Source organism: Streptomyces coelicoflavus, assembly GCF_003112555.1.
Taxonomy (GTDB): Bacteria; Actinomycetota; Actinomycetes; order Streptomycetales; family Streptomycetaceae; genus Streptomyces; species Streptomyces coelicoflavus.
Genome location: NZ_BEWB01000003.1, coordinates 170419 through 193553 on the forward strand (window position 1 = coordinate 170419; position 23135 = coordinate 193553).

The window sequence follows — 23135 nt, forward strand, 5'->3', positions numbered from 1 at the left end:
ACCATGGCTGACCAGTCCGTCCCCCAGGCCCGCAGCGCCGAGGACACCACCACCCCGGAGGGCATCTCGCGACGGCGGCTGCTCGGCACCGCCGGCGCCACCGGGCTCGTCCTCGGCGCGGCGGGCGCCGCCGCGGGTTACGCCGCCGCGCCCTCCTCCGCCGCCACACCCCTTGCCTCGCTCGGCAGCGGGCGGGCGATGTTTCACGGGAAACATCAGCCCGGCATCACCACCGCCATGCAGGCCCGCGGCCACCTCGTCGCCTTCGACCTCGCGCCCGGCGCCGGCCGCAAGGAGGCCGCCGCACTCCTGCGCCGCTGGTCCGACACGGCCCGGCGGCTGATGGCGGGCGAACCGGCCGCGACCCGTGACACGGACGTGGCCCGGGACGCCGGGCCGTCCTCGCTGACCGTCACCTTCGGCTTCGGACACAGCTTCTTCGGCCGGACCGGACTGGAGCAGCAGCGCCCGGTCGCGCTCGACCCGCTCCCCGACTTCTCCTCCGACCACCTCGACAAGAAGCGCAGCAACGGCGACCTGTGGGTGCAGATCGGCGCCGACGACGCCCTGGTGGCCTTCCACGCCCTGCGCGCGATCCAGCAGGACGCCGGGACGGCCGCCCGCATCCGCTGGCAGATGAACGGCTTCAACCGTTCTCCGGGTGCCACCGCCCACCCCATGACGGCCCGCAATCTCATGGGCCAGGTCGACGGCACCCGCAACCCCAAGCCCGCCGACGCCGACTTCGACGAGCGGATCTTCGTTCCGGAGGGGGCCGGAACCGGCAAGAGCGGCCCGGCCTGGATGGCGAACGGCTCCTACGTCGTCGTACGCCGTATCCGCATGCTCCTCGACGACTGGGAGAAGCTGTCGCTCAAGGCGCAGGAGGGCGTCATCGGGCGTCGCAAGTCCGACGGGTCGCCGCTGTCCGCAGGCGGCGACGCCACCGAGACGACGGAGATGGACCTGGAGAAGACGGACGCGTCCGGAGAACTGGCCGTTCCGATCGACGCCCACGCCCGGATCACGCGCCCGGACCAGAACGGCGGCGCGGCCATGGTCCGCCGCCCCTTCTCGTACCACGACGGCTTCGACGCCGACGGCGTCCCGGACGCCGGCCTGCTCTTCATCTGCTGGCAGGCCGATCCGCTGCGGGGCTTCGTGCCCGTGCAGCGCAAGCTGGACCGGGGCGACGCGCTGTCGCGGTTCATCCGGCACGAGGCGAGCGGCCTGTTCGCGGTGCCGGGCGGGGCGCCGGAGGGAGAGTACGTGGGGCAGCGGCTGCTGGAAGGGTGAATCCGGAGCGCGTCACCCCGCGGAGGGGCTTGTACGAGACGCGTGAGCCGGGCGCTCCCGGGCCCATTAGGGTGAGGACATGCCAGCCAGTTACGCGTATCTCGGCCCTGAAGGCACCTTCACCGAAGTCGCCCTGCGCACCCTCCCGGAGACGGCGACCCGGGAACTGGTCCCGTACGTCTCCGTCCAGTCCGCGCTCGACGCGGTGCGCACCGGCGAGGCCGAGGCCGCGTTCGTGCCGATCGAGAACTCCGTCGAGGGCGGCATCACCACCACCCTCGACGAGCTGGTCGCCGGCCAGCCGCTGATGATCTACCGCGAGGTGCTGCTCTCCATCACCTTCGCCCTGCTGGTCCGCCCCGGCACCAAGCTGTCGGACATCAAGACGGTCACCGCGCACCCGGCCGCCCAGCCCCAGGTCCGCAACTGGCTCAAGGCACACCTCCCGGACGCCGCCTGGGAATCGGCCGCCTCCAACGCGGACGGCGCCCGCCTGGTGCAGGAGGGGCGGTACGACGCGGCCTTCGCCGGAGAGTTCGCCGCCGAACGCTACGGCCTCGAGGTGCTGGAGGCCGACATCCACGACGCAGAGAACGCCCAGACCCGCTTCGTACTGGTCGGCCGCCCGGCCCGGCCCGCCGCTCCGACCGGCGCGGACAAGACCTCCGTCGTGCTCTGGCAGCGTGACGACCACCCCGGCGGCCTGCGCGATCTGCTGGGCGAGTTCGCCACCCGGGGCGTCAACCTGATGCTGCTGCAGTCCCGGCCCACCGGTGCGGGCATCGGCAACTACTGCTTCTGCATCGACGCCGAGGGGCACATCTCCGACCGGCGGGTGGCCGACGCGTTGATGGGCCTGAAGCGGTCCTGCCTCCAGGTGCGCTACCTCGGGTCGTATCCGCGTGCGGAGGTCGCGCCGGCGGACGTGGCCGCGCTGCGGCCGGGGACCTCGGACGAGGCCTTCGTGGCGGCGGCGGACTGGGTGGCACGCTGCCAGGACGGCCGGTTCTGATCGCCGGGCCTATCTGCTGATTTTCGTTGTCCACAGAAGTTATCCACAGGTCCTCATCTCGACCTGGGGACAAGTCGACAACGAAGTGGCATTCAGTCGACATATCCCCCTACGGCCCACCCATTCACCCACAGGGGGCCAGGTCACCCTTCGTCCACCTGTTTCTTGCACCCCATTCTCCGGAGTGACGCCGAGCGTCCCGTTTTCACTCGAAAGAGGGGGCTCGGAGGGTTTGGTCAGCCCACCTTCCGGATTTTGGAAGGATCAGTTCCGTGAATCCACAGATCTTTCGCACACCCTGTGGATAACTTTTCCCGACTGTGGACCCCTGTGGACAGTGCCGGCCCAAGTCCCGTTCTCCACAAGGGATTCCGGTCAACCTCCCGCCCGTACGGCGCCTCGTTCCGGGGACACCACCTCGCTTCGTTGACCGGTCGAACGGGGCCCGTGTCCCGCGCCCGGCAATAGTGGGTCGAGACCCGACACCGCGCACCGGTAGCCTTGACCACGTGATTGACCTTCGCCTGCTCCGTGAGGACCCCGACCGTGTGCGCGCGTCGCAGCGCGCCCGTGGAGAGGACGTCGCGCTCGTCGACTCCCTCCTGTCCGCCGACGAACGGCGCAGGTCGTCCGGCGTCCGCTTCGACGAGCTGCGCGCCGAGCAGAAGGGCCTCGGCAAGCTGATCGGCAAGGCCGCCGGAGACGAGAAGGCCGAGCTGCTCAAGCGGGCCGAGCAGCTCAAGACGGACGTCAAGGCCGCCGACGCCGAACGCGACGCGGCCGACGCCGAGACCCAGGAGCTGCTCCAGCGGCTCGGCAACCTCGTCCACCCCGACGTGCCCGTCGGCGGCGAGGAGGACTTCGTCACGCTCGAGACGCACGGCACGCACCGCGACTTCGCCGCCGAGGGCTTCGAGCCCAAGGACCACCTGGAGCTGGGCCAGCTGCTCGGCGCCATCGACGTGGAGCGCGGCGCCAAGGTCTCCGGTTCGCGCTTCTACTTCCTGACCGGCGTGGGCGCTCTCCTCGAGCTCGCCCTGGTCAACGCGGCGATCGCGCAGGCCACGGCGGCCGGGTTCACGCCGATGCTGACCCCGGCGCTGGTGCGTCCGCAGTCGATGGCCGGCACCGGCTTCCTGGGCCAGGCCGCGCAGGACGTCTACCACCTCGACAAGGACGACCTGTACCTGGTCGGCACGTCCGAGGTGCCGCTCGCCGCGTACCACATGGACGAGATCCTGGACGCCGAGCGCCTGCCGCTGCGCTACGCCGGCTTCTCGCCCTGCTTCCGCCGGGAGGCGGGTTCGCACGGCAAGGACACCCGGGGCATCTTCCGCGTGCACCAGTTCGACAAGGTCGAGATGTTCTCCTACGTCCTCCCCGAGGACACGCAGGCCGAGCACCAGCGCCTGCTGGAGTGGGAGAAGCAGTGGCTGACGTCGCTGGAACTGCCGTTCCGGGTGATCGACGTGGCCTCGGCCGACCTGGGCTCCTCGGCCGCCCGCAAGTACGACTGCGAGGCGTGGATCCCGACCCAGGGCAAGTACCGCGAGCTGACCTCGACCTCGGACTGCACCGAGTTCCAGTCCCGCCGGCTGTCGATCCGCGTCCGGGAGGGCAAGAAGGTGCGCCCGCTGGCCACGCTCAACGGCACGCTGTGCGCCGTTCCGCGCACGATCGTGGCGATCCTGGAGAACCACCAGCAGGCCGACGGCTCGGTCCGCGTGCCCGAGGTGCTCCGCCCGTACCTGGGCGGCCGGGAGGTCCTGGAGCCGGTGGCCAAGTGACTGACACCGGCACCGCCACGGTCCCCGGCACCGGACCCGCCGGAGGTTTCCCGTACCGGCTGATCGCGACCGACCTCGACGGCACGCTGCTGCGCGGCGACGACACGATCTCGCAGCGCACCCGTGACGCGCTCGCCGCGGCCACCGCGGCGGGCGCGGCCCACATCGTGGTCACCGGGCGGGCGGTGCCGTGGACCCGGCACATCCTGGACGACCTCGGCTACGACGGGCTGGCCGTCTGCGGTCAGGGCGCGCAGGTCTACCACGCCGGCGAGCACCGGCTGCTGACCTCCGTGACCCTGGACCGGCAGCTGGCCGGGGTGGCACTGGCCAAGATCGAGGCGGAGACCGGCCCGCTGTACCTGGCGGCGAGCCGGGACGGCCTGGACGGCGACGTACTGGTCGGCCCGGGGTACGAGGTCGGGGGCGACCTTCCCGCACTGCCGTTCACCGACGCCTCGGACCTGTGGTCGGCGCCGCTGAACAAGATCTACATCCAGCATCCGACCCTGTCGGACGACGAGCTGGCCGAGGTGGCCCGGAACGCGGCCGGTGGCTTCGTCACGGTGACCATGGCCGGCGCGGGCGTCGTCGAACTGCTCCCCCTCGGTCTGTCCAAGGCGACCGGCCTCTCGCTCGCGGCACGCCGGCTCGGCCTGAAGGCCGCGGACACCATCGCGTTCGGCGACATGCCCAACGACGTCCCGATGTTCGGCTGGGCGGCCCGGGGCGTGGCGATGGCCAACGCCCACGAGGAGCTGAAGGCGGTGGCCGACGAGGTGACCTCCTCCAACGACGAGGACGGCATCGCGGTGGTACTGGAGCGTCTGTCGGTCTGACTCCGGGGCCGGGGGCCGTGCCAGGAGGGCCGCCGGGTCCTCGGCGCAGCTCGTAGCCCTGACCCACGGTGCCCCGCCACACGGTCCGGACAGTGTCGGCGTCCCCGTCGGGTCGGCCCACGCGGGACGTTCCGCGTGCTCGAAGCGGCCTCCCGATGCGCCGACACCGTCCGGCCTCGTGCATCCCCCACAGTGCCGCCGCGGAAAGCCGGGCGCCACCGATTAAATGCGGACGTACGTCGCGTTACCGACGGCCGGCGGGCCACGGCGCCCGTCGCCGAGGCCCGTACCGACTCCTCACCAGGTGCTGAGAGACCCGGTCACTCCTCCCCGGCGAGGGTCAGCGACCGCAGCTTCTGGCCGGCGTACCAGGTGGCGAGCACGGTCACCGCGGCGAGCAGCACCGTCGCGGTGGGCAGGCCGACGTCGGACGTCACCAGGTTCCCGTCGGCGACCTTCTGGGCCACCGCCAGCGACCACTGCTGGACGCTCAGCGTGCGGGCCCCGGGCACCAGGGAGCCGAACAGGGCCTCCCAGACCAGGGCGTAGACGAGCCCGAAGACCACCGCGTGCCGGGAGACGGTGCCCAGCAGCAGGAACAGGGCGGCGTAGGCGATGGATGCGACGAGCGCGGCGATCGTGTAGGCGACGGCGACCTGCTGACCGTTGCCGTTGAGGATCAGACCGGCGAGGAGGGTGGGCACGGCGGAGAAGACCATCGTCACGGCTATCGCGACGATCAGCTTGGTGAAGATGATCGTCGGCCGCTTGATGGGCTTGGACAGCAGGTACACCACCGAGCCGTCGTCGATCTCGGGGCCGATGGCGCCGGTGCCGGCGATGACGCCGATGATCGGCACCATGGTGGCGAGGGCGAAGCCGCCCAGCACGTCCGCCGCTGTCTGGTCGTCGGCTCCGGCGAGGGCGCGCACCGCGACGGCGATGACGAGCAGCAGCAGGGGGAGCGCGCCCAGGATGAGGGCCCGGCGGCGGCCGAGCAGAGCCCGGTAGGTGAGCCGGGCGACTGTGGGGTCGTACATTCTTCGGCCTCCTACGCCGCGACGAGATACGAGAAGACGGACTCGAGGGACTCGTCGGACGGCGAGACCGTGAGGAGCCGGATGCCGTGGTCGCGGGCGACCTTCGGCAGCAGGGCCGTGAACCGGCCGAAGTCGACGGCCTGGATGCGCAGGGCGCCCTCGGCGAGGTCGACCTCGATGCCGGACGTCGACGGGTCGGCGATCAGCGCTGCCGCGAGGGCCCGGTCGTCGCTGGAACGCACCAGGTAGCGGTGCGGCCGGTCGGTCATCAGGCGGCGGATCTTGCGGAAGTCGCCGCTGGCCGCGTGGCGTCCTGCGACGATGACCTCGATGTGCCAGGCGAGCTGTTCGACCTCTTCGAGGATGTGCGAGGAGAACAGCACGGTGCGGCCCTCGTCGCCCATGCGCCGCAGCAGGTCCATCAGCTGCATGCGCTGGCGCGGGTCCATGCCGTTGAACGGCTCGTCGAGCAGGAGCAGCGACGGCTGGTGGACCAGGGCGGAGGCCATCTTGACCCGCTGGCGCATGCCCTTGGAGTAGGTGGCGATCTTCCGGTCCTGGGCGTAGGCCATCTCCACGGTGGCCAGCGCCTCGTCGGCCGCCTTGGCGCCCAGGCCGTGCAGCTCGGCGTTGGCGAGGACGAACTCGCGGCCGGTGAGGAAGTCGTACATCGCCTCCCGCTCGGGGACGATGCCGATGTGCTTGTAGATGTCCTCGTTGCGCCAGACCGGCTGGCCGTCGAGGGTGACGCTGCCGGTGGAGGGGGCGAGGAAACCGCCCATCATGTTGATGAGGGTGGACTTTCCCGCGCCGTTGGGGCCGAGCAGTCCGGTGACGCCGGGGCCGATCGTCATGGTGACGTCGTTGACGGCGACCACGTTGCCGAACCAGCGGGAGACGTGGTCGATGTTCAGCGTGGTCACAGTCCCACCTTCTTGTAGCGGCGCATCAGCAGGCCGTAGGCGCCGGCGATCAGGCCGAGGGTGACGAGGGCGTAGACGGCGCCCTCACCGTTGCTCGGGCCGACCCCGCCGGGGAAGGCCGAGGTGGCGCCCAGGAAGGCGGACTGCACTCCGTCGATGAGGGTGATCGGCGAGAACAGGCCTATCCAGGCGACGGCTCCGGAGCTGCCCTGGACGTCCGCGATGGCCTGGAGCGTGGAGACCGCGCCGTAGGTGATGGTCAGGACGGCGATGACGGCCGCGATGCCGAAGCCGCGGCGCGGGGTGACCGATGCCACGACCAGGCCGAGACCGGCGAAGAGCAGGGAGAGCAGTGCCACGGAGACCAGTCCCTGGGCGAACCCCTTGGTCTGGTCCGCGAAGTCGAGTTTGGCGAGCAGCGCACCCACGTAGAGCACCAGCAGGGGTGCGGCGGTGAGGATGAACAGGGCGGAGGCCAGCGAGGCGTACTTGGCGCGCACGTAGTCGGAGGTCTCGATCGGCCGGGAGAAGTACAGCGGGACGGTCCTGAAGCGCAGGTCGCGCGAGACGGACTGCGGGGCCTGGGCCGCGACGTAGAGACTGATGACGGCCTGGAGGACGATCGCGTAGCGCGTGTAGTCCACGGGCAGGTCGTTGGCCTTGGTGGCGACGGCGACGGCGACCATGATGCCCGCCGGGAGGCACATCACCACGAAGAGCAGCATCGGCAGCACCTTGGACTTGGCCGAGCGGCCGAGGCCGTAGGCACCGCGCAGGGACTGCGAGTACAGCGACCGGCGGGCGTAGGCGCGGCCGAGGCGGGGGCCGTCGTAACTGCGGTAGCCGATGTTGTGGATGCGGGTCTGGTCACCCGGTGCCACCGTGGCTGTGGGCTGTTCAGCTGCCATGGCCGACCGCCTCCTTCCGTGCTGCGTCGCTGTCGGTGAAGACCTCCGAGATGTGGTGCCGGCGCTGCTCCATGCGGACCAGGCCGAGGCCGAGGTCGGCTATGACGTCCCGGACGAGGTCGTAGGTCTCCTCGCCCGCCGCGGTGAGCAGCAGGACGTGGCCGGCGCCGGGCAGGCCGCTGCCGTCCTGGACGGTCACCCCGCGCGCGTCGAGCGCGTCGCGCACCGCCCGGGTGCCGTCGGGGTGCTCGTCGGTGTCGGTGACCTCGATCGCGAGGGTCGTGGTGGTCTGGGTGAAGTCCGTGGTGGAGCTGGAGCGCAGCAGCTTGCCGCCGTCCACGACGACGACGTGGTCGCAGGTGCGTTCCAGCTCGCCCAGCAGGTGGGAGGTGACCAGGACGGAGATGCCGAAGTCCGTGTGGATGCGGCGGATGAGGCCGAGCATCTCGTCGCGGCCGACCGGGTCGAGGCCGTTGGTCGGCTCGTCGAGGAAGACCAGCTGGGGATCGTGGACGAGGGCCTGCGCGAGCTTCACGCGCTGCTTCATGCCCGTCGAGTAGCCGCCGATGGGGCGGTAGCGCTCCTCGTACAGGCCGACGTGGCGCAGGGTGTCGGCCGTGCGCTCGCGGGCGGCGGTGGGCGGCAGGCCGGACATGCGTGCCATGTGGACGACGAACTCGGTGGCCGAGACGTCGGGTGGCAGGCAGTCGTGTTCCGGCATGTAGCCGACCCGCTCGCGGATGTCGGCGCCCTTGGTGGCGACATCGAGTCCGAGCACTTCGGCCCGGCCCTCGCTGGCGGGAGACAGACCCAGCAGGATCTTGATCAGAGTGGACTTGCCGGCGCCGTTGGCACCGACGAGTCCGGTCACACCGGGTCCGACGTCCACGGAGAGCCGGTCGAGCGCGGTCACCCGGGGGAACCGCTTGCTCAGGCTTTCGGTCGCGATCACAGTCACATCCACGACAGTAGTGACGGGCGCCACCGCGGTCGTCAGACCGAAGAGCCGTCTTCGCGTCAGTCTCGAGTAGTACGGGCCCGTAGGGGATGCCGTACCTGAGAGCCACGGTGCGGCTCTCCGACTCGCCCACGCCGCCCTGCGCTCCCTATTGACGTTGGGTCTAACAACTGGGAGATTCGGCGGCGTCGTTACGGACGAGTAGCGGGGGAAGCGCCTTCAGGCCGGTGCACGGGCTGCCGCACGAGTGGCGCGGGGCGGAGGAGGAATGACGGTGCTGGACGGTGCGCGGGAGCGCTGGGTTCACACGGGCGGGATCGAGCTGTGCGTGGCGGAGCTGGGCGATCCGCGGCAGCCCACGGTCGTCCTGGTGCACGGCTACCCGGACAGCAAGGAGGTCTGGTCCGAGGTCGCCGCCCGCCTGGCCGGCCGCTTCCACGTGGTCCTGTACGACGTCCGCGGCCACGGCAGGTCCACCGCGCCGAGCCCGCTGCGGGGCGGGTTCACGCTGGAGAAGCTGACGGACGACTTCCTGGCCGTGGCCGACGCGGTCAGCCCGGACCGTCCGGTGCACCTGGTGGGCCACGACTGGGGCTCGGTGCAGTCCTGGGAGTTCGTCACGGTCAAGCGCACCGAGGGCCGCATCGCCTCCTTCACCTCGATGTCCGGCCCCTCCCTCGACCACTTCGGGCACTGGATCAACAAACGCCTCAGGCGGCCCACCCCGCGCCGGGTCGGACAGCTCCTCGGCCAGGGCGCCAAGTCCTGGTACGTCTACCTGCTGCACACCCCCGTCCTCCCGGAGCTGGCCTGGCGCGGCCCCCTCGGCAAGCGCTGGCCGGGCATCCTGGAGCGCGTCGAGAAGGTGCCCGGCGGCGACTACCCGACCGCCTCCCTGCCGTCGGACGCCGCACACGGGGCGTGGCTGTACCGGGACAACGTCCGGCCCCGGCTGCGCAGGCCGCGCGAGGACGCCTACGCGCACGCGCCCGTGCAGCTCATCACGCCCCTCGGCGACGCGTTCCTGTCGGAGCGTCTCTACGACGGGCTCGAGCTGTGGGCGCCGCGACTCACCCGGCGCACACTGCCCGCGAAGCACTGGGTGCCGCGCACCCGGCCGGACCGGCTGGCGGACTGGATCACGGACTTCGTCACCGCCACCGAGGACGGCCGCCCCGGGGCCGCGGCGAAGGGGAAGTACGCCGACCGCTTCGGCGGCCAGCTGGTCCTGGTCACCGGTGCGGGCAACGGCATCGGGCGGGCGACGGCGTTCGCGTTCGCCGAGGCCGGTGCGCGCGTGGTGGCCGTCGACCGGGACGCCGAGGCCGCCACCCGGACCGCGGAGCTGTCCCGGCTGATCGGCGCGCCGGCCGCCTGGGCGGAGACCGTGGACGTCTCCGACGCGCAGGCCATGGAGAAGCTGGCGGCCAGGGTCGCCGCCGAGTACGGCGTGGTGGACGTGCTCGTGAACAACGCCGGGATCGGCCTGTCGGGCTCCTTCTTCGACACCACGCCCCAGGACTGGCAGAAGGTCCTGGACGTCAACCTGTGGGGCGTCATCCACGGCTGCCGTCTGTTCGGCCGGCAGATGGCCGAGCGCGGGCAGGGCGGGCACATCGTCAACACCGCGTCGGCGGCGGCCTTCCAGCCCTCCAGGGCGCTGCCCGCCTACGCCACCTCCAAAGCGGCCGTGCTGATGCTGAGCGAGTGCCTGCGGGCCGAGCTGGCCGGCCGGGGGATCGGGGTCACGGCGATCTGCCCCGGCCTGGTCAACACCAACATCACGGCCACGGCGCACTTCGCGGGTGTCGACGCGACGGAGGAGAAGCGCCGGCAGCAGCGCACTTCCCGGCTGTACGAGATGCGCAACTACCCGCCGGAGAAGGTGGCTGACGCCGTGCTCGAGGCCGTCGTGCACAACAGGGCCGTGGTCCCGGTGACACCGGAGGCACGGGGTGCTCACCTCATGTCCCGCTTCGCCCCACGGGTGTTGCGGCGCCTCGCGCGGGTGAAGCCGCCCCTGTAGTTTCCACAGGAAGCCTCAACAGGCCTGTGGATAACTCGACTTGACTGTGGATCAAACCTCGGCGGCAAAAGCGATCGCGTGACGCGTGTCTCACCAGGCAGGCTGAAGCCATGCAAGAGGAACACAAGGACGACAGACACGAGGGCACATCCGACGACCGACGCACGGTGAAGGTGTCCAAGTACCTGTCGAAGCACCTGCGCCACCAGCCGGAGAAAATCGGGCTCACGCTCGACGAGGGCGGCTGGGTCGAGATCGACACGCTGATCGCCGCGGCGACCGCACACGGCTTCCGCTTCACCCACGCGGAGCTCGACCACGTGGTCGCCACCAACGACAAGCGGCGCTTCGCCGTCGAGGGCACCCGCATCCGCGCCAGCCAGGGCCACAGCATCCACGTGGATCTCGGCCTGCCGTCGGCGACCCCGCCGCCGTACCTCTACCACGGGACGGTGGCCCGGTCCCTGGAAGCCATCCGCGCCGAGGGGCTGCGGCCGATGAACCGGCACGACGTGCATCTCTCTCCCGATCGCGCGACCGCGACCCGGGTCGGAGCCCGCCGCGGCCGGCCCGTCGTGCTCGCGGTGGACTCGGCCGCCATGCACCGCGACGGACATGTCTTCCACGTCAGTGCCAACGGGGTCTGGCTGACGAAATCCGTCCCGTCCCGCTATCTGCGCTTTCCCGCCCCGCACTGACCCCGCATGATCGAAGGCATGGAGCACCTCCCCACCACCCAGTCCGCCGTCACCGCGCTGCGTGCCATCGCGGAGGAGTTCGCGCTGGAGATCGAAGTCGGCGACGACATCGGCGCCGACCAGACCTCCCGCCGCAGCGCCGCGGGCGTGGGGGTGACCACCGACGCCGACGGGTCCCTCCCGCACGAGGCGTTCGTCGAGTTCGGCGGGGTCCCCCGGGTGAGCGTCCGGCTCTTCCCCGAGGACGACGCCCTGATCACCGTCGAGAACGTGGAGTGCCCCGACATCCCGCGCGACGATGTGCCCGCGTTCCTGCGCTCGGTGTTCGGCGACCGTGCCTTCGTCAAGGGGCGCCGCTTCCCGCCCGGCTACCACCTGGTCGTCCCTCTGCCCGGCGACCGCACCCACCGGGAGTACGTGCCGATGATCTTCCTCAGTCCGTGGCTGAGCAGCCGCGTACGGTGACGCCGAAGGCTGTTTCACGTGAAACAGCGAGCGGCCGCATAGGCTCGGATGCATGAGCCTGCGCCTGAGCACCGTGATCCTTCCGTACCGCCGCTGGCACGAGGGCGGCCGTTCGACCTGGACGCGGGCCGAACAGCTCGGCTTCCACACCGCCTACACCTACGACCACCTCTCCTGGCGCAGCTTCCGGGACGGACCGTGGTTCGGCGCCGTCCCGACCCTCACCGCCGCCGCGGCCGTCACGGAGCGGATGCGTCTGGGCACCCTGGTAACCTCGCCGAACTTCCGGCACCCGGTGACGCTCGCCAAGGAACTGATCTCCCTCGACGACATCTCCGGCGGCCGGGTCACCCTCGGCATAGGAGCGGGCGGCACCGGCTTCGACGCCACGGCGCTGGGCCAGGAGCCGTGGACGCCGCGTGAGCGGGCCGACCGGTTCGGCGAGTTCCTGCCGTTGCTCGACCGGCTGCTGACCGAGGACGCCGTGTCGTACGAGGGCGACTTCTACTCGGCACACGAGGCGCGCAACATCCCGGGGTGCGTGCAGCGGCCCCGGCTGCCCTTCGCGGTGGCCGCGACCGGTCCCCGGGGGCTGGCGCTCGCCGCACGGCACGGGCAGGCGTGGGTGACCACCGGCGACCCGAAGCTGTTCGAGAACGGCACCCCCGAGCAGTCGGGACGGGCCCTGCGGCGGCAGGCCGACCGGCTCGCCGACGCCTGTGCCGCGATCGGCCGTGAGGTGGGAGAGCTGGACCGGGTCCTGCTCACCGGCTTCACGCCGGAACGCAACCGGCCGCTGGAGTCCGTGGACGCGTTCGTGGACTTCGCCGGACGGCACCGGGAATTGGGCTTCACCGAGCTCGTCGTGCACTGGCCGATCGCCGAATCGGACTTCGCCGCGGACGAGAAGGTCTTCGAGCGGATCGCGATGGAGGCACCGGCGCAGCTGAAGGGATGAAGGCGGGGAACGGACGGCCGCGCGCGAGAGCCGTAGCTCACATATGTGCGGACCCACGCACGGGCGTGCACGCATATGCGTGACAATGACCGGGTGACCTCAGCGACCCGAAAGCCCGAGCCCCCGGCCGCCGCCACTCGTCCGCGGCTCATCGCCACCGACCTCGACGGCACCCTGCTGCGGGACGACAAGTCGGTCTCCCCGCGCACGGTCGCCGCGCTGGCCGCCGCGGAGAAGGCGGGCATCGAGGTCTTCTTCGTCACCGGCCGCCCCGCCCGCTGGATGGACGTCGTGAGTGCCCACGTCCACGGGCACGGCCTCGCCATCTGCGGGAACGGGGCCGCCGTGGTCGACCTCCACGGCGGCCCCGGCAGGCACAGGTTCGTGAAGGTCCGCGAGCTGCCGCAGGAGAACGCGCTGGACGCCGTACGGCTGCTGCGGGAGGCGGCGCCCGGCACGGTGTACGCGGTCGAGCAGACGTACGGCTTCCACCAGGAGCCGGCCTATCCGAAGCTGCACATGGAGGACCCGGACGACCTCCTGCCCGCCGAGGAGATCCTGGCGCCGGGCGGACGCGCCGCCGCGGAACCCGTCCTCAAGATCCTCGCCTTCCACCCGGAGCTGGACCCCGACGGCTTCCTGACGCTGGCCCGTCTCGCGATCGGCGACCGCGCCAACGTCACCCGGTCCAGCCCCAGCGCCCTGCTGGAGATCAGCGGCCCCGACGTCTCCAAGGCCAGCACGCTCGCCCTGTGCTGCGCCGAGCGCGGCATCTCGCACGAGGAGGTCGTGGCCTTCGGCGACATGCCGAACGACGTCGAGATGCTCACCTGGGCGGGCCGGTCGTACGCGATGGGCAACGCGCACCCGGACGTGGTCGCCGCCGCCTCGGGGCGGACCGTCGCCAACAACGACGACGGGGTGGCGGTCGTGATCGAGCGCATGCTGGCGGACCTGCCCTGACGTGCCGCCCCACCGCACGTCGGGTGCCGTCACAGCAGCGGCACCCCGCGCCGTGAGAGCCACGGCACCGGGTCCAGCGCCGAGCCCGTCTCCGGGGTGACCCGTACCTCGAAGTGCAGGTGGGGACCGGTGGAGTTGCCGGTGGTGCCGGACTGAGCGATCCACTGCCCGGCCTCGACCCGGTCGCCCTGGTCGACGGCGACGGCGGCGAGATGGGCGTACTGCGTGTAGTAGCCGCCCGCGTGCTGGACGACGACCTGGATGCCGAAGGCCCCGCCACAGGACACCTTCAGGACTCGGCCCGCGCCGGCCGAACGAACCGGTGTCCCGATCGGCACCGCGAAGTCCTGGCCTGTGTGCCGGTTCGCCCAGCGCGACCCGCCGCTGCCGAAGGAGGCAGACAGCTCGTAGGTCTCGACGGGGGCCACCCAGGACGCGTCGGCGGGCCGGTCCGGCTGGTCGAGACGGACCGCGCCGGGGCACGAGCCGGCCGCGACGGAGGAGTCCGCCTGGCCCTCCAGCCGTGACCGCGCCGCCTCCAGCTTGCCCTCGATCTTCTTCTTCAGTCGCGCCAGGTCCGCGTTGCGCTTCTCCAGCGCCCGCCAGGCCGCCTGTGCCTTGGTCTCGTCGGCGGCGAGCCGGGCCTCGGCCCGCAGGTTCTCGCCGATGACCCGGTCGACGGCCTGATTGGCTCGGGACACCGCACGCCGGCCGCGCATCAGCTCGTCCGGGTCGTCGGCGAGCAGCATCCGCGCGGTGAGCGGGAGCCCACCACCGCCGCGGTACTGGGCACGGGCGATACGGCCCAGGTCCTCGCGCATGGCGTCGGTCTTCTCCCGCTGACCTTCGAGCAGCCGCTCGTACTCCAGGGCCTTCGCCCGTTGCTCCTCGGCCGCCAGTCGCCCGTCCTCGTACTGACGGGTGGCCGTCGCCGCGTCCTCGTACAGGCGCGCCACCTGGGGGGCGAGGGCGGCACCGGATCCGCCGTCCCCGTCCATGCCGTCGGTGGGGCGGGCCGCGAGCACCGCGAGTGCGCACAGCAGCACCGGAACGAGCAGCGGGTGTCGGCGGGATGAGCGCATGTCAGCGATCCTGGACCGGCACGGGGCCCGGAGTCTCGTTCGGGTCGTACGAGTGGGGGACCCGTTGCTGCACACGGCTCAGTGCGGCTGCTGCACACGGGCCGGACGACCCCGGTCCCGCTCAGTACGGTGCTTCCCACAGCACCGTCGTACCGGCGCCGTCCGCTCCGATGCCCGGCCCGAGCCGGCTGGTGCCGCCCACGCTCTCGGCACGGCGCTCCAGGTTGTGCAGGCCGCTGCGCCGGCCGCCCGCCGGAATGCCGACCCCGTCGTCCGCGACGGTCAGGCGGACGCCCGGCCTGCCGTCCCGCAGGACCGCCGTGGCGTCCACGGCCACCTCGATCCGGCTCGCGTGGGCGTGCCGGAAGGCGTTGGACAGGGTTTCGCGCAGCGCGGCGATGAGGTTCTTGCCGGTCAGGTCGCCGACGGCGGTGTCGACCGGGCCGACGAAGCGGTGGGAGGGCGTGAAGCCCAGCGGTACGGCGGCCATGGTGATCTCGCGCAGCACCCGGGTGCGCAGCCCTGCGGGCTCCTCGGCCGGCTGCTGGAGCGCGAAGATCGCCGAGCGGATCTCCTGGATGGTGACGTCGAGTTCGTCGACGGCCCCACCGACCCCTTCACGCACTTCCGGGACGGCCGACCTGCGCTGGGCGCTCTCCAGCATCATCCCCGTCGCGAACAGCCGCTGGATGACGAGGTCGTGCAGGTCCCGGGCGATCCGGTCGCGGTCCTCGTACACGGCGAGCCGTTCCCGGTCGCGCTGGGCCTCGGCCATCGTGAGCGCCAGCGCCGCCTGCGAGGCGAACCGGTCGCCGAGCGCACGCTCCGTCCGGGTGAACGGGCGCTCCCCACGGGCGCGGGGCATGACGAGGCTCCCGAGGACCTTCCCGTCCCGGCACAGCGGCACCAGCATGACCGGCCCGTAGGAGCGCGCCGGTCCGGCATCCAGACGGGGGTCGGTGGCGGCGTCGTCCACGAACACCGGCCGCCCGGCGAGCAGTTCCGCCACGATGCCGTTCTCCGGCGGGATGATCTCGCCGAGGGCGTTCGAGGGGTGCGGGGCGTCGACGGCCACGATCTCCAGTCCGCCCCCGTCGGCCGGCAGCAGCACGATGCCCGCGGCCGCCCCGGAGAGACGGCGGGCCTGCTCGGCGACGATCTGCAGGGCGTCGTCGGTGTCGCCGCCCGCCAGCAGGGCGGTGGTGACGGCGACCGATCCGTCGATCCAGCGCTCCCGCTGCTGAGCGGCCTCGTGCAGTCGCGCGTTGCCGATGGCGATACCGGCCTCCGTGGCCAGGACCCGGACCATGGCGAGGTCGTAGTCGTTGAAGGGCCGGCCCGCGTGCTTGTCGGTCAGGTAGAGGTTGCCGAAGATCTCGCCCTGCACCCGGATGGGGACGCCCAGGAAGCTGCGCATCGGCGGGTGGTGCTCGGGAAATCCGCACGAGCGCGGGTCCTGGGTCAGGTCGGTCAGCCGGACCGGCCCGGGGTCGCTGATGAGCGCGCCGAGCACACCTTTGCGGCCGTCGGGAAGGTGACCGACGCGCCGGGCGGTCGCCTCGTCGAGGCCGTGGTGCACGAAGTCGGCGAGGCCGTCCCCGTCCTCGTCGACGACGCCGATGGCCGCGTACCGGGCGTGAGCCAGATCGGCGGCCGTCTCGCAGATCCGGTGCAGCGTGGCGTGCAGCTCCAGTCCGCTGCCGACGGACCGCATCGCGTCCAGCAGCTTCGGCACCCGCGCCAGGAGTTCGGCCGACGCCGAGGCCTCCGCAGGGGACGGCAGGGAGCCAGGAGACGGTACTGGGGCCATGCCCCGAGCCTAATGAGACCTCTTTGTCCGGGAAAGTCGGATTGCAGGATTCTTTGAAACCGTGATCTGGACGACCGCTCAGCGCGCTGTGACCAGCAGCTCCGCCGACGCTTCCCGCCCGGCCATCTCCCGCAGCGGTCCCGGCACGGCCACCAGCTCGGCGTACGTGCCCCGCTGTGCGACCCGGCCCCGGTCCAGGACGATCACCTCGTCCACGGCCCGCAGCCCTGCCAGCCGGTGCGTGATCAACAGGGTCGTACGGCCCTCGGTGGCGGCCAGCAGGTCGGCGGTGAGCGCGTCGGCGGTCGGCAGGTCGAGGTGCTCGGCGGGCTCGTCGAGCACCAGGACGGGGAAGTCGGCGAGCAGCGCCCGGGCCAGGGCCAGCCGCTGACGCTGGCCACCGGACAGCCGGGCCCCGTGCTCACCGACCAGCGTGTCCAGGCCGTCGGGCAGGCTGTCGGCCCACTCCAGCAGCCGGGCCCGCGCCAGTGCGTCGCGCAGCTCGCTCTCGGTGGCGTCCTTCCTGGCCAGGAACAGGTTCTCGCGGACCGAGCTGTCGAAGAGGTGGGCGTCCTGGGCACACAGCCCGACGAGCCGCCGTACGTCGTCGCCGGCCAGGGCGTAGGCGTCGACACCGGCCAGCGTGTAGGAGCCCGCGTCCGAGTCGAGGAAGCGCAGCAGCACCTGGGCCAGCGTCGTCTTGCCGGACCCGGACGGTCCGACCACAGCGACGCGGTGTCCCTTCGCCAGCGTCAGGTCCAGCCCCGCCAGCGCGTCCCTGTCCTGGCCGGAGTGGCGCGCGGACAGTCCCTCGAGAACCACCGGGAACGGCGAGGCGGGCGCCTGCCGGGGCTCCGCCGGCTCCCGCACCGGCTCCGGGGCGTCGAGCACCTCGTACACGCGCTCGGCGCTCCGGAGCACGCGCTGCCGGTACTGCACGGCGAGCGGCAGCCCGAGTACGGCCTCGAAGGCGGCCAGCGGCGTAAGGACGACGACCGCCACGGCCACGCCGGCGAGCCGGCCGTCGGCGACCGCCTCGGCCCCGACGAGCGCGGCGCCCGCGACGGTCAGACCGGAGACGAGCGCCGTGAGTCCGTCGCCCAGCGCGGTGGCGGTGGCGGCACGCGAGGCGATCCGGGTGAGGGCGCCGTCGGCGCGCCGCGCCTCGGCGGCACGACCGGGCAGGGCGCCGGCGACGGTCAGCTCGGCGGTGCCGGTGAGCAGGTCCGTCACCCGCGTGGCCAGGACGCCCCTGGCGGGGGCGAGCCTGCGCTCGGCGCGCCGTGCCACGGCGGCGGTGACCAGCGGGACGCCGGCACCGGCCGCGAGCAGACCGACCGCGAGTACGGCCCCCGCCTCCGGCAGCAGCCAGGCCGTGAACCCCACCGACGCGGCGGAGACGAGCAGAGCGCTGCCGGCGGGCAGCATCCAGCGCAGCCAGTAGTCCTGCAAGGCGTCGACGTCGGCGACGAGCCGGGACAGCAGGTCTCCCCGGCGGGTGCGCCGCAGTCCCGCGGGGGCCAGCCGCTCCAGCCTCCGGTACACGGCGACCCGCGTGTCGGCCAGCATCCGCAGCACGGCGTCGTGCGACACGAGCCGCTCCGCGTAGCGGAACACGGCCCGCCCGATGCCGAAGGCGCGCGTCGCCGTCACGGCCACCATCAGATACAGCACCGGCGGCTGCTCCGAGGCCCGCGAGATGAGGTATCCGGAGGTCGCCATCAGGCCGACCGCGCTGCCGAGCGCCAGGCTGCTGAGCAGCAGGGCCAGGGCGAGCCGCCCGCTCCGGGCACCGCACATGGCCCGGACGCGGGCCAGCACGCCTCCCTGCCCCTCCGGAGCGGATCCGGCGGACGCAGTGGGTGCCGCTGCCGGCCCGTCGAGGGAATCCTGGGCGGAGTCGCGCGAGCGCCCGTCCGCCGCAGCCGGCAGCCCGCCGGTGTCCTCGGACGCGGCGACGACGGCCGGCGCCTCCAGCGACACCACCCGGTCGGCCACCTCCAGCAGCGCCGGGCGGTGCACCACCAGCAGGACCGTCCGTCCCCGCGCCAGCCTGCGCACGGCGTCCACGACCTCGGACTCGGTGGCACCGTCCAGGGCCGCCGTCGGCTCGTCGAGCAGCAGCACCGGCCGGTCCGCGAGGAACGCCCTGGCCAGCGCGAGACGCTGCCGCTGCCCGGCGGACAGGCCGGCTCCGTCTTCTCCGAGGGCCGTCGCCGTGCCGTCGGGCAGCGCGTCCACGAACTCCAGGGCACCCGCGTCGCCCAGCGCCCGCCGGACGGCGGCGTCGTCGGCGTCGGGCCGGGCCAGCCGTACGTTCTCCGCGATGGTGCCGGCGTACAGGTGCGGATGCTGCGGCACCCAGGCGACGTGGGCGTGCCAGTCCGCGAGATCGAGGGAGGCGAGGTCGGCTCCCCCGACCCGGACCCGTCCGCCGGCCGGGGGCACGAAGCCGAGGAGGACGTTGAGGAGCGTCGACTTGCCCGCGCCGCTGGGGCCGACGAGCGCGACCGTTTCCCCGGGCTCGACGGTGAGGTTCACGTTCTTGACGGCCGCCGCGGCGCGTCCGGGGTAGCGGACCGTCACGTCCTCGAAGACCAGGGCACCGCCCGCCGGAACCCGGCCGGTCCCCGACGCCGGTACCGGACGCTCCAGTACCGAGAAGATGTCCTCGGCGGCGGCGAGACCCTCGGCCGCCGCGTGGTACTGCGCCCCCACCTGCCGCAACGGCAGATAGGCCTCGGGTGCCAGGACCAGCACGACCAGACCGTCGTACAGGGCCATGTCGCCGTGGACGAGACGCATGCCGATGGTGACGGCGACGAGCGCCACGGACAGTGTGGCGAGCAGTTCCAGCGCGAAGGACGACAGGAAGGCGATCCGCAGGGTCCGCATGGTCGCCTGGCGGTACTCCCCGGTGATGCGCTTGATCGACTCGGCCTGTGCCTTGGCCCGGCCGAAGACCTTCAGCGTCGGCAGCCCCGCGACCACATCCAGGAAGTGGCCGGACAACCGCGACAGCAGCCGCCACTGGCGGTCCATCCGGGACTGGGTGGCCCAGCCGATCAGCATCATGAAGACCGGGATGAGCGGCAGGGTGCCGACGATGATGGCGGCCGAGACCCAGTCCTCGGTGACGATGCGGGCCAGTACCGCCACGGGCACGACCACCGCGAGGCCCAGTTGCGGCAGGTAGCGCGAGAAGTAGTCGTCGAGGGCGTCGACGCCCCGGGTGGCGAGGGCGACCAGTGATCCGGTGCGCTGGCCGCTCAGCCAGCCGGGACCGAGCGCGGTGGCCCGCTCCAGCAGCCGGCCCCGCAGCTCCGACTTCACCGCAGCGCTCGCCCGGTGCGCGGCCAGTTCGGTCAGCCAGCCGACCAGCGCCCGGCCACAGGCGACAGCCACCAACAGCAGCAGCGGGGTGCGGAGTCCGGCGGCCGTCGTGCCCTGCTGGAAGGCGCCGACCACCACCTCGGCGATGAGCATCGCCTGCGCGACGAGCAGCCCGGCCCCGAGGGCGCCCAGGCCGACGACGGCCGCAAGGAAGAACCGGGTGGCGCGGGCGTACCGCAGAAGACGTGGATCGATGGGTTTCACGTGAAACGGCCTTCCTGCCCTGTGGGGTGCGTCTCCCTGCGTCTCCCTGCGTTTCACGTGAAACGCGGGGAGACGCACCCCCGCTGGACTCAGTGCGCGGCGTCGGCGAGGTGCTGGGTGCCGATGCGCTTGCGGAACACCCAGTACGTCCAGCCCTGGTAGAGCAGGACGACCGGCGTGGCGATCACGGCCAGCCAGGTCATGATCTTCAGCGTGTAGGCGCTGGACGAGGCGTTGGTGACGGTGAGGCTCCAGTCCGCGTTCAGCGTCGACGGCATGACGTTCGGGAAGAGCGTCAGGAAGAACATCGCCACGGCGGCCACGATGGTGACGCCGGACAGGGCGAACGACCAGCCCTCACGTCCGGCCTGGTTCGCCACCAGCGCGGCGACCAGGGCGGCGACGGCCACCACGAGGGCGACCAGGCTCTTGGCGTCCCCGCTGTCGGCCTGCGTCCAGAGCAGGAAGGCGAGGGCCAGCACGGCCGTGACCACACCGACCCGCAGGGCCAGGGACCGCGCCCGCTCACGGATCTCGCCGACGGTCTTGAGCGCGGCGAACACCGTCCCGTGGAAGGTGAACAGCGTCAGCGTCACCAGGCCGCCGAGAAGGGCGTACGGGTTGAGCAGGTCCCAGACCGAGCCGACGTACTCCAGGTCCCGGTCGATCTCCACGCCGTGGACGATGTTGCCGAAGGCCACGCCCCACAGGAACGCGGGGATCAGCGAGGTCCAGAAAATCGCCGTCTCCCAGTTGCGCTGCCACTTCTCCTCGGGCCGCTTCACCCGGTACTCGAAGGCGACACCCCGGACGATCAGGCAGACCAGGATGACCAGCAGGGGAAGGTAGAACCCGGAGAAGAGCGTGGCGTACCACTCGGGGAAGGCGGCGAAGGTGGCACCGCCGGCCGTGAGCAGCCAGACCTCGTTGCCGTCCCACACGGGGCCGATGGTGTTGATCAGCACCCGCTTCTCGGCCCGGTTCCGGGCGAGCAGCTTGGTCAGCACACCGATCCCGAAGTCGAAGCCCTCCAGGAAGAAGTAGCCGGTCCACAGGACGGCGATCAGAACGAACCAGACGTCGTGCAGTTCCATGACTGTGCAGCTCCCTCGGCCTAGTACGAGAAGGCCATCGGCTTGTCGGCGTCACGGAGATCGCCGCCGATCTTCGTGGGCGGGTTGAGGTCGGCCTCGGTCAGCTCGGGCGGTCCCGCCTTCACGTACTTGGCCAGGAGCTTGACCTCGATGACGGCCAGGACGGCGTACAGCAGGGTGAAGACGGACATCGAGATGATGACCTCGGCGGTGGAGACACCGGGGGAGACCGCGTCGCGGGTCTGCATCACGCCGTAGACGACCCAGGGCTGGCGGCCCATCTCGGTGAAGATCCATCCCCAGGAGTTGGCGATCAGCGGGAACGCCATCGTCCACAGCGCCAGCAGCCAGTACACCCGGGAGAGCTTCGTCCCGAGCGGCTTCTTCAGCAGCACCAGATGCGGGACCTCCTCCTCCCCGGTGCGCAGGGCCGGTGGCAGCAGGAACCTCTTCCGGGTCAGCCACAGGCCCAGCAGGCCGAGGGAGAAGGACGCCATGCCGAAGCCGATCATCCAGCGGAAGCCCCAGTAGGCCACGGGGACGATGGGCTTGTAGTCACCGGGCCCGAACTGCTCCTGGAGGGCCTTGTTGGTGTCGTTGATGCCGGGCACGTAGGACTCGAAGTCGCTGTGGGCGAGGAAGGAGAGCAGTCCGGGGATCTCCAGGGCGACCTTGTTGTGCCCCTTGTCGACGTCCCCGTAGGCGAAGACGGAGAAGGGCGCCGGCTGTTCGCCGTCCCACAGGGCCTCGGCGGCGGCCATCTTCATCGGCTGCTGCTCGTACATGACCTTGCCGAGGGTGTCGCCGCTGACCGCGGTGAGCAGGCCGCCGACCGCCAGGGTCACCAGGCCGAGCCGGAGCGAGGTCCGCATCACCGGGATGTGCTTCTTGCGCATCAGGTGGAAGGCGGCGATGCCGACCATGAAGGCGCCACCGGTGAGGAAGGCCGCCGCGAAGCTGTGGAAGACCTGGTTGAGGGCGGTGTTCTGGGTGAGGACCTGCCAGAAGTCGGTGAGTTCGGCGCGGCCCTTCTCCTCGTTGATCCGGTAGCCGACGGGGTGCTGCATCCAGGAGTTGGCCGCGAGAATGAAGTACGCCGACAGCAGGGTGCCGATCGAGACCATCCAGATGCAGGCCAGGTGGATCTTCTTGGGCAGCTTGTCCCAGCCGAAGATCCACAGGCCGATGAAGGTGGACTCGAAGAAGAAGGCGATCAGCGCCTCGAAGGCGAGCGGAGCGCCGAAGACATCGCCGACGAAGCGGGAGTAGTCGGACCAGTTCATACCGAACTGGAACTCCTGCACGATGCCGGTGACGACACCCATCGCGATGTTGATCAGGAAGAGCTTGCCCCAGAACTTGGTCGCCCTGAGGTACTTCTCCTTCTCCGTGCGGACCCAGGCGGTCTGCAGCCCGGCCGTCAGGGCGGCCAGCGAGATCGTCAGCGGGACGAACAGGAAGTGGTAGACGGTCGTGATGCCGAACTGCCATCGCGCCAGTGTCTCCGGCGCCAGAGCCAGGTCCACTTCGTCACTCTCCTCACATCGCCACACCGCCGTGGTCAGCGGCGGTTTGAGCGCGTTTGTCACACCCAACGCGGGCGCAATCGGGACACGCTTGTGAACGCGTTCACATTCACAAGCAATTATGACCTACAGCTTTTCGACACCGGAAGGGGG

General features: G+C 71.4%; 18 protein-coding genes. 9 read left to right on the plus strand and 9 right to left on the minus strand.

All coding sequences use genetic code 11. The features are described from left to right. Positions 1–3: 3 nt before the first annotated feature. From efeB to Sco07f_RS05925, 4 genes are all read left to right on the plus strand, one after another. Complete coding sequence (gene efeB, locus Sco07f_RS05910) at positions 4–1296, plus strand: iron uptake transporter deferrochelatase/peroxidase subunit (RefSeq protein WP_108987177.1); 1293 nt, start codon at positions 4–6, stop codon at positions 1294–1296. Positions 1297–1375: 79 nt separating this feature from the next. Further along, a complete protein-coding gene (pheA, locus tag Sco07f_RS05915) occupies positions 1376–2308 on the plus strand; it encodes a prephenate dehydratase (RefSeq protein ID WP_054102966.1) in 933 nt (310 codons plus the stop codon). 509 nt (positions 2309–2817) lie between these two features. Beyond that, positions 2818–4095: a serine--tRNA ligase gene (gene serS / locus Sco07f_RS05920; protein WP_042822506.1), complete on the plus strand. Its 1278-nt coding sequence runs from the start codon at positions 2818–2820 to the stop codon at positions 4093–4095. Next, on the plus strand, positions 4092–4934 hold the full coding sequence (locus Sco07f_RS05925) for an HAD family hydrolase (RefSeq protein ID WP_054102967.1): 843 nt from the start codon (positions 4092–4094) through the stop codon (positions 4932–4934). Before serS ends, Sco07f_RS05925 begins: the two co-directional genes overlap by 4 nt. Before the next feature lie 320 nt (positions 4935–5254). Here the strand turns inward: Sco07f_RS05925 and Sco07f_RS05930 are convergent, their stop codons facing one another. Genes Sco07f_RS05930 through Sco07f_RS05945 form a run of 4 tightly spaced genes read right to left on the minus strand, consistent with a single transcriptional unit; the run spans position 5255 to position 8757 of the window. Then, complete coding sequence (locus tag Sco07f_RS05930; protein ID WP_007388893.1) at positions 5255–5974, minus strand: ABC transporter permease subunit; 720 nt, start codon at positions 5972–5974, stop codon at positions 5255–5257. Between the two features lie 11 nt (positions 5975–5985). Beyond that, entirely contained in the window at positions 5986–6897 is a 912-nt protein-coding gene (locus Sco07f_RS05935) for an ABC transporter ATP-binding protein (RefSeq protein WP_007388892.1), read from the minus strand. Continuing rightward, on the minus strand, positions 6894–7805 hold the full coding sequence (locus tag Sco07f_RS05940) for an ABC transporter permease (protein ID WP_108987178.1): 912 nt from the start codon (positions 7803–7805) through the stop codon (positions 6894–6896). The genes Sco07f_RS05935 and Sco07f_RS05940 overlap by 4 nt, the downstream gene beginning before the upstream one ends. After that, positions 7795–8757 (minus strand): ABC transporter ATP-binding protein, encoded by a 963-nt coding sequence (locus Sco07f_RS05945; RefSeq protein ID WP_007388890.1) that lies wholly within the window; start codon positions 8755–8757, stop codon positions 7795–7797. The genes Sco07f_RS05940 and Sco07f_RS05945 overlap by 11 nt, the downstream gene beginning before the upstream one ends. A gap of 274 nt (positions 8758–9031) precedes the next feature. On the opposite strand from Sco07f_RS05945, the gene Sco07f_RS05950 reads away from it, so the two are divergent. From Sco07f_RS05950 to Sco07f_RS05970, 5 genes are all read left to right on the plus strand, one after another. Then, the gene (locus tag Sco07f_RS05950) at positions 9032–10789 is read left to right on the plus strand and encodes an SDR family oxidoreductase (protein ID WP_108987179.1); all 1758 of its coding nucleotides are present in this window, start codon (positions 9032–9034) and stop codon (positions 10787–10789) included. A gap of 110 nt (positions 10790–10899) precedes the next feature. Further along, positions 10900–11487: an RNA 2'-phosphotransferase gene (locus Sco07f_RS05955; RefSeq protein WP_087790292.1), complete on the plus strand. Its 588-nt coding sequence runs from the start codon at positions 10900–10902 to the stop codon at positions 11485–11487. A 6-nt stretch (positions 11488–11493) separates the two neighbouring features. Beyond that, positions 11494–11952 (plus strand): hypothetical protein, encoded by a 459-nt coding sequence (locus tag Sco07f_RS05960; RefSeq protein WP_007388868.1) that lies wholly within the window; start codon positions 11494–11496, stop codon positions 11950–11952. Positions 11953–12004: 52 nt separating this feature from the next. Beyond that, on the plus strand, positions 12005–12910 hold the full coding sequence (locus Sco07f_RS05965; protein WP_007388867.1) for an LLM class flavin-dependent oxidoreductase: 906 nt from the start codon (positions 12005–12007) through the stop codon (positions 12908–12910). A gap of 75 nt (positions 12911–12985) precedes the next feature. Next, a complete protein-coding gene (locus tag Sco07f_RS05970) occupies positions 12986–13873 on the plus strand; it encodes an HAD family hydrolase (RefSeq protein WP_007388866.1) in 888 nt (295 codons plus the stop codon). Between the two features lie 29 nt (positions 13874–13902). On the opposite strand, the gene Sco07f_RS05975 is transcribed toward Sco07f_RS05970, so the two are convergent. The 5 genes from Sco07f_RS05975 to Sco07f_RS05995 form a co-directional block, all read right to left on the minus strand. Beyond that, positions 13903–14955, minus strand: coding sequence for a M23 family metallopeptidase (locus tag Sco07f_RS05975; protein ID WP_108987181.1), 1053 nt, complete (start codon positions 14953–14955; stop codon positions 13903–13905). A 121-nt stretch (positions 14956–15076) separates the two neighbouring features. Then, the gene (locus Sco07f_RS05980) at positions 15077–16765 is read right to left on the minus strand and encodes a sensor histidine kinase (protein WP_108987182.1); all 1689 of its coding nucleotides are present in this window, start codon (positions 16763–16765) and stop codon (positions 15077–15079) included. Between the two features lie 78 nt (positions 16766–16843). Further along, positions 16844–20362 (minus strand): thiol reductant ABC exporter subunit CydD, encoded by a 3519-nt coding sequence (gene cydD / locus Sco07f_RS05985; RefSeq protein WP_108987183.1) that lies wholly within the window; start codon positions 20360–20362, stop codon positions 16844–16846. 89 nt (positions 20363–20451) lie between these two features. Then, positions 20452–21456, minus strand: coding sequence for a cytochrome d ubiquinol oxidase subunit II (cydB, locus tag Sco07f_RS05990; protein ID WP_108987184.1), 1005 nt, complete (start codon positions 21454–21456; stop codon positions 20452–20454). A gap of 20 nt (positions 21457–21476) precedes the next feature. Beyond that, positions 21477–22982 (minus strand): cytochrome ubiquinol oxidase subunit I, encoded by a 1506-nt coding sequence (locus Sco07f_RS05995; protein WP_007388885.1) that lies wholly within the window; start codon positions 22980–22982, stop codon positions 21477–21479. Positions 22983–23135: the final 153 nt, after the last annotated feature.

Bases quoted from the DNA above. Each gene is read 5' to 3' on its own strand.
- cydB (WP_108987184.1), bottom strand. From the start codon at position 21,456: ATGGAACTGCACGACGTCTGGTTCGTTCTGATCGCCGTCCTGTGGACC.
- Sco07f_RS05950 (WP_108987179.1), top strand. From the start codon at position 9,032: ATGACGGTGCTGGACGGTGCGCGGGAGCGCTGGGTTCACACGGGCGGG.
- Sco07f_RS05940 (WP_108987178.1), bottom strand. From the start codon at position 7,805: ATGGCAGCTGAACAGCCCACAGCCACGGTGGCACCGGGTGACCAGACC.
- Sco07f_RS05975 (WP_108987181.1), bottom strand. From the start codon at position 14,955: ATGCGCTCATCCCGCCGACACCCGCTGCTCGTTCCGGTGCTGCTGTGC.
- Sco07f_RS05965 (WP_007388867.1), top strand. From the start codon at position 12,005: ATGAGCCTGCGCCTGAGCACCGTGATCCTTCCGTACCGCCGCTGGCAC.
- pheA (WP_054102966.1), top strand. From the start codon at position 1,376: ATGCCAGCCAGTTACGCGTATCTCGGCCCTGAAGGCACCTTCACCGAA.
- Sco07f_RS05955 (WP_087790292.1), top strand. From the start codon at position 10,900: ATGCAAGAGGAACACAAGGACGACAGACACGAGGGCACATCCGACGAC.
- Sco07f_RS05980 (WP_108987182.1), bottom strand. From the start codon at position 16,765: ATGGCCCCAGTACCGTCTCCTGGCTCCCTGCCGTCCCCTGCGGAGGCC.
- Sco07f_RS05970 (WP_007388866.1), top strand. From the start codon at position 12,986: ATGCGTGACAATGACCGGGTGACCTCAGCGACCCGAAAGCCCGAGCCC.
- Sco07f_RS05930 (WP_007388893.1), bottom strand. From the start codon at position 5,974: ATGTACGACCCCACAGTCGCCCGGCTCACCTACCGGGCTCTGCTCGGC.
- efeB (WP_108987177.1), top strand. From the start codon at position 4: ATGGCTGACCAGTCCGTCCCCCAGGCCCGCAGCGCCGAGGACACCACC.
- Sco07f_RS05960 (WP_007388868.1), top strand. From the start codon at position 11,494: ATGATCGAAGGCATGGAGCACCTCCCCACCACCCAGTCCGCCGTCACC.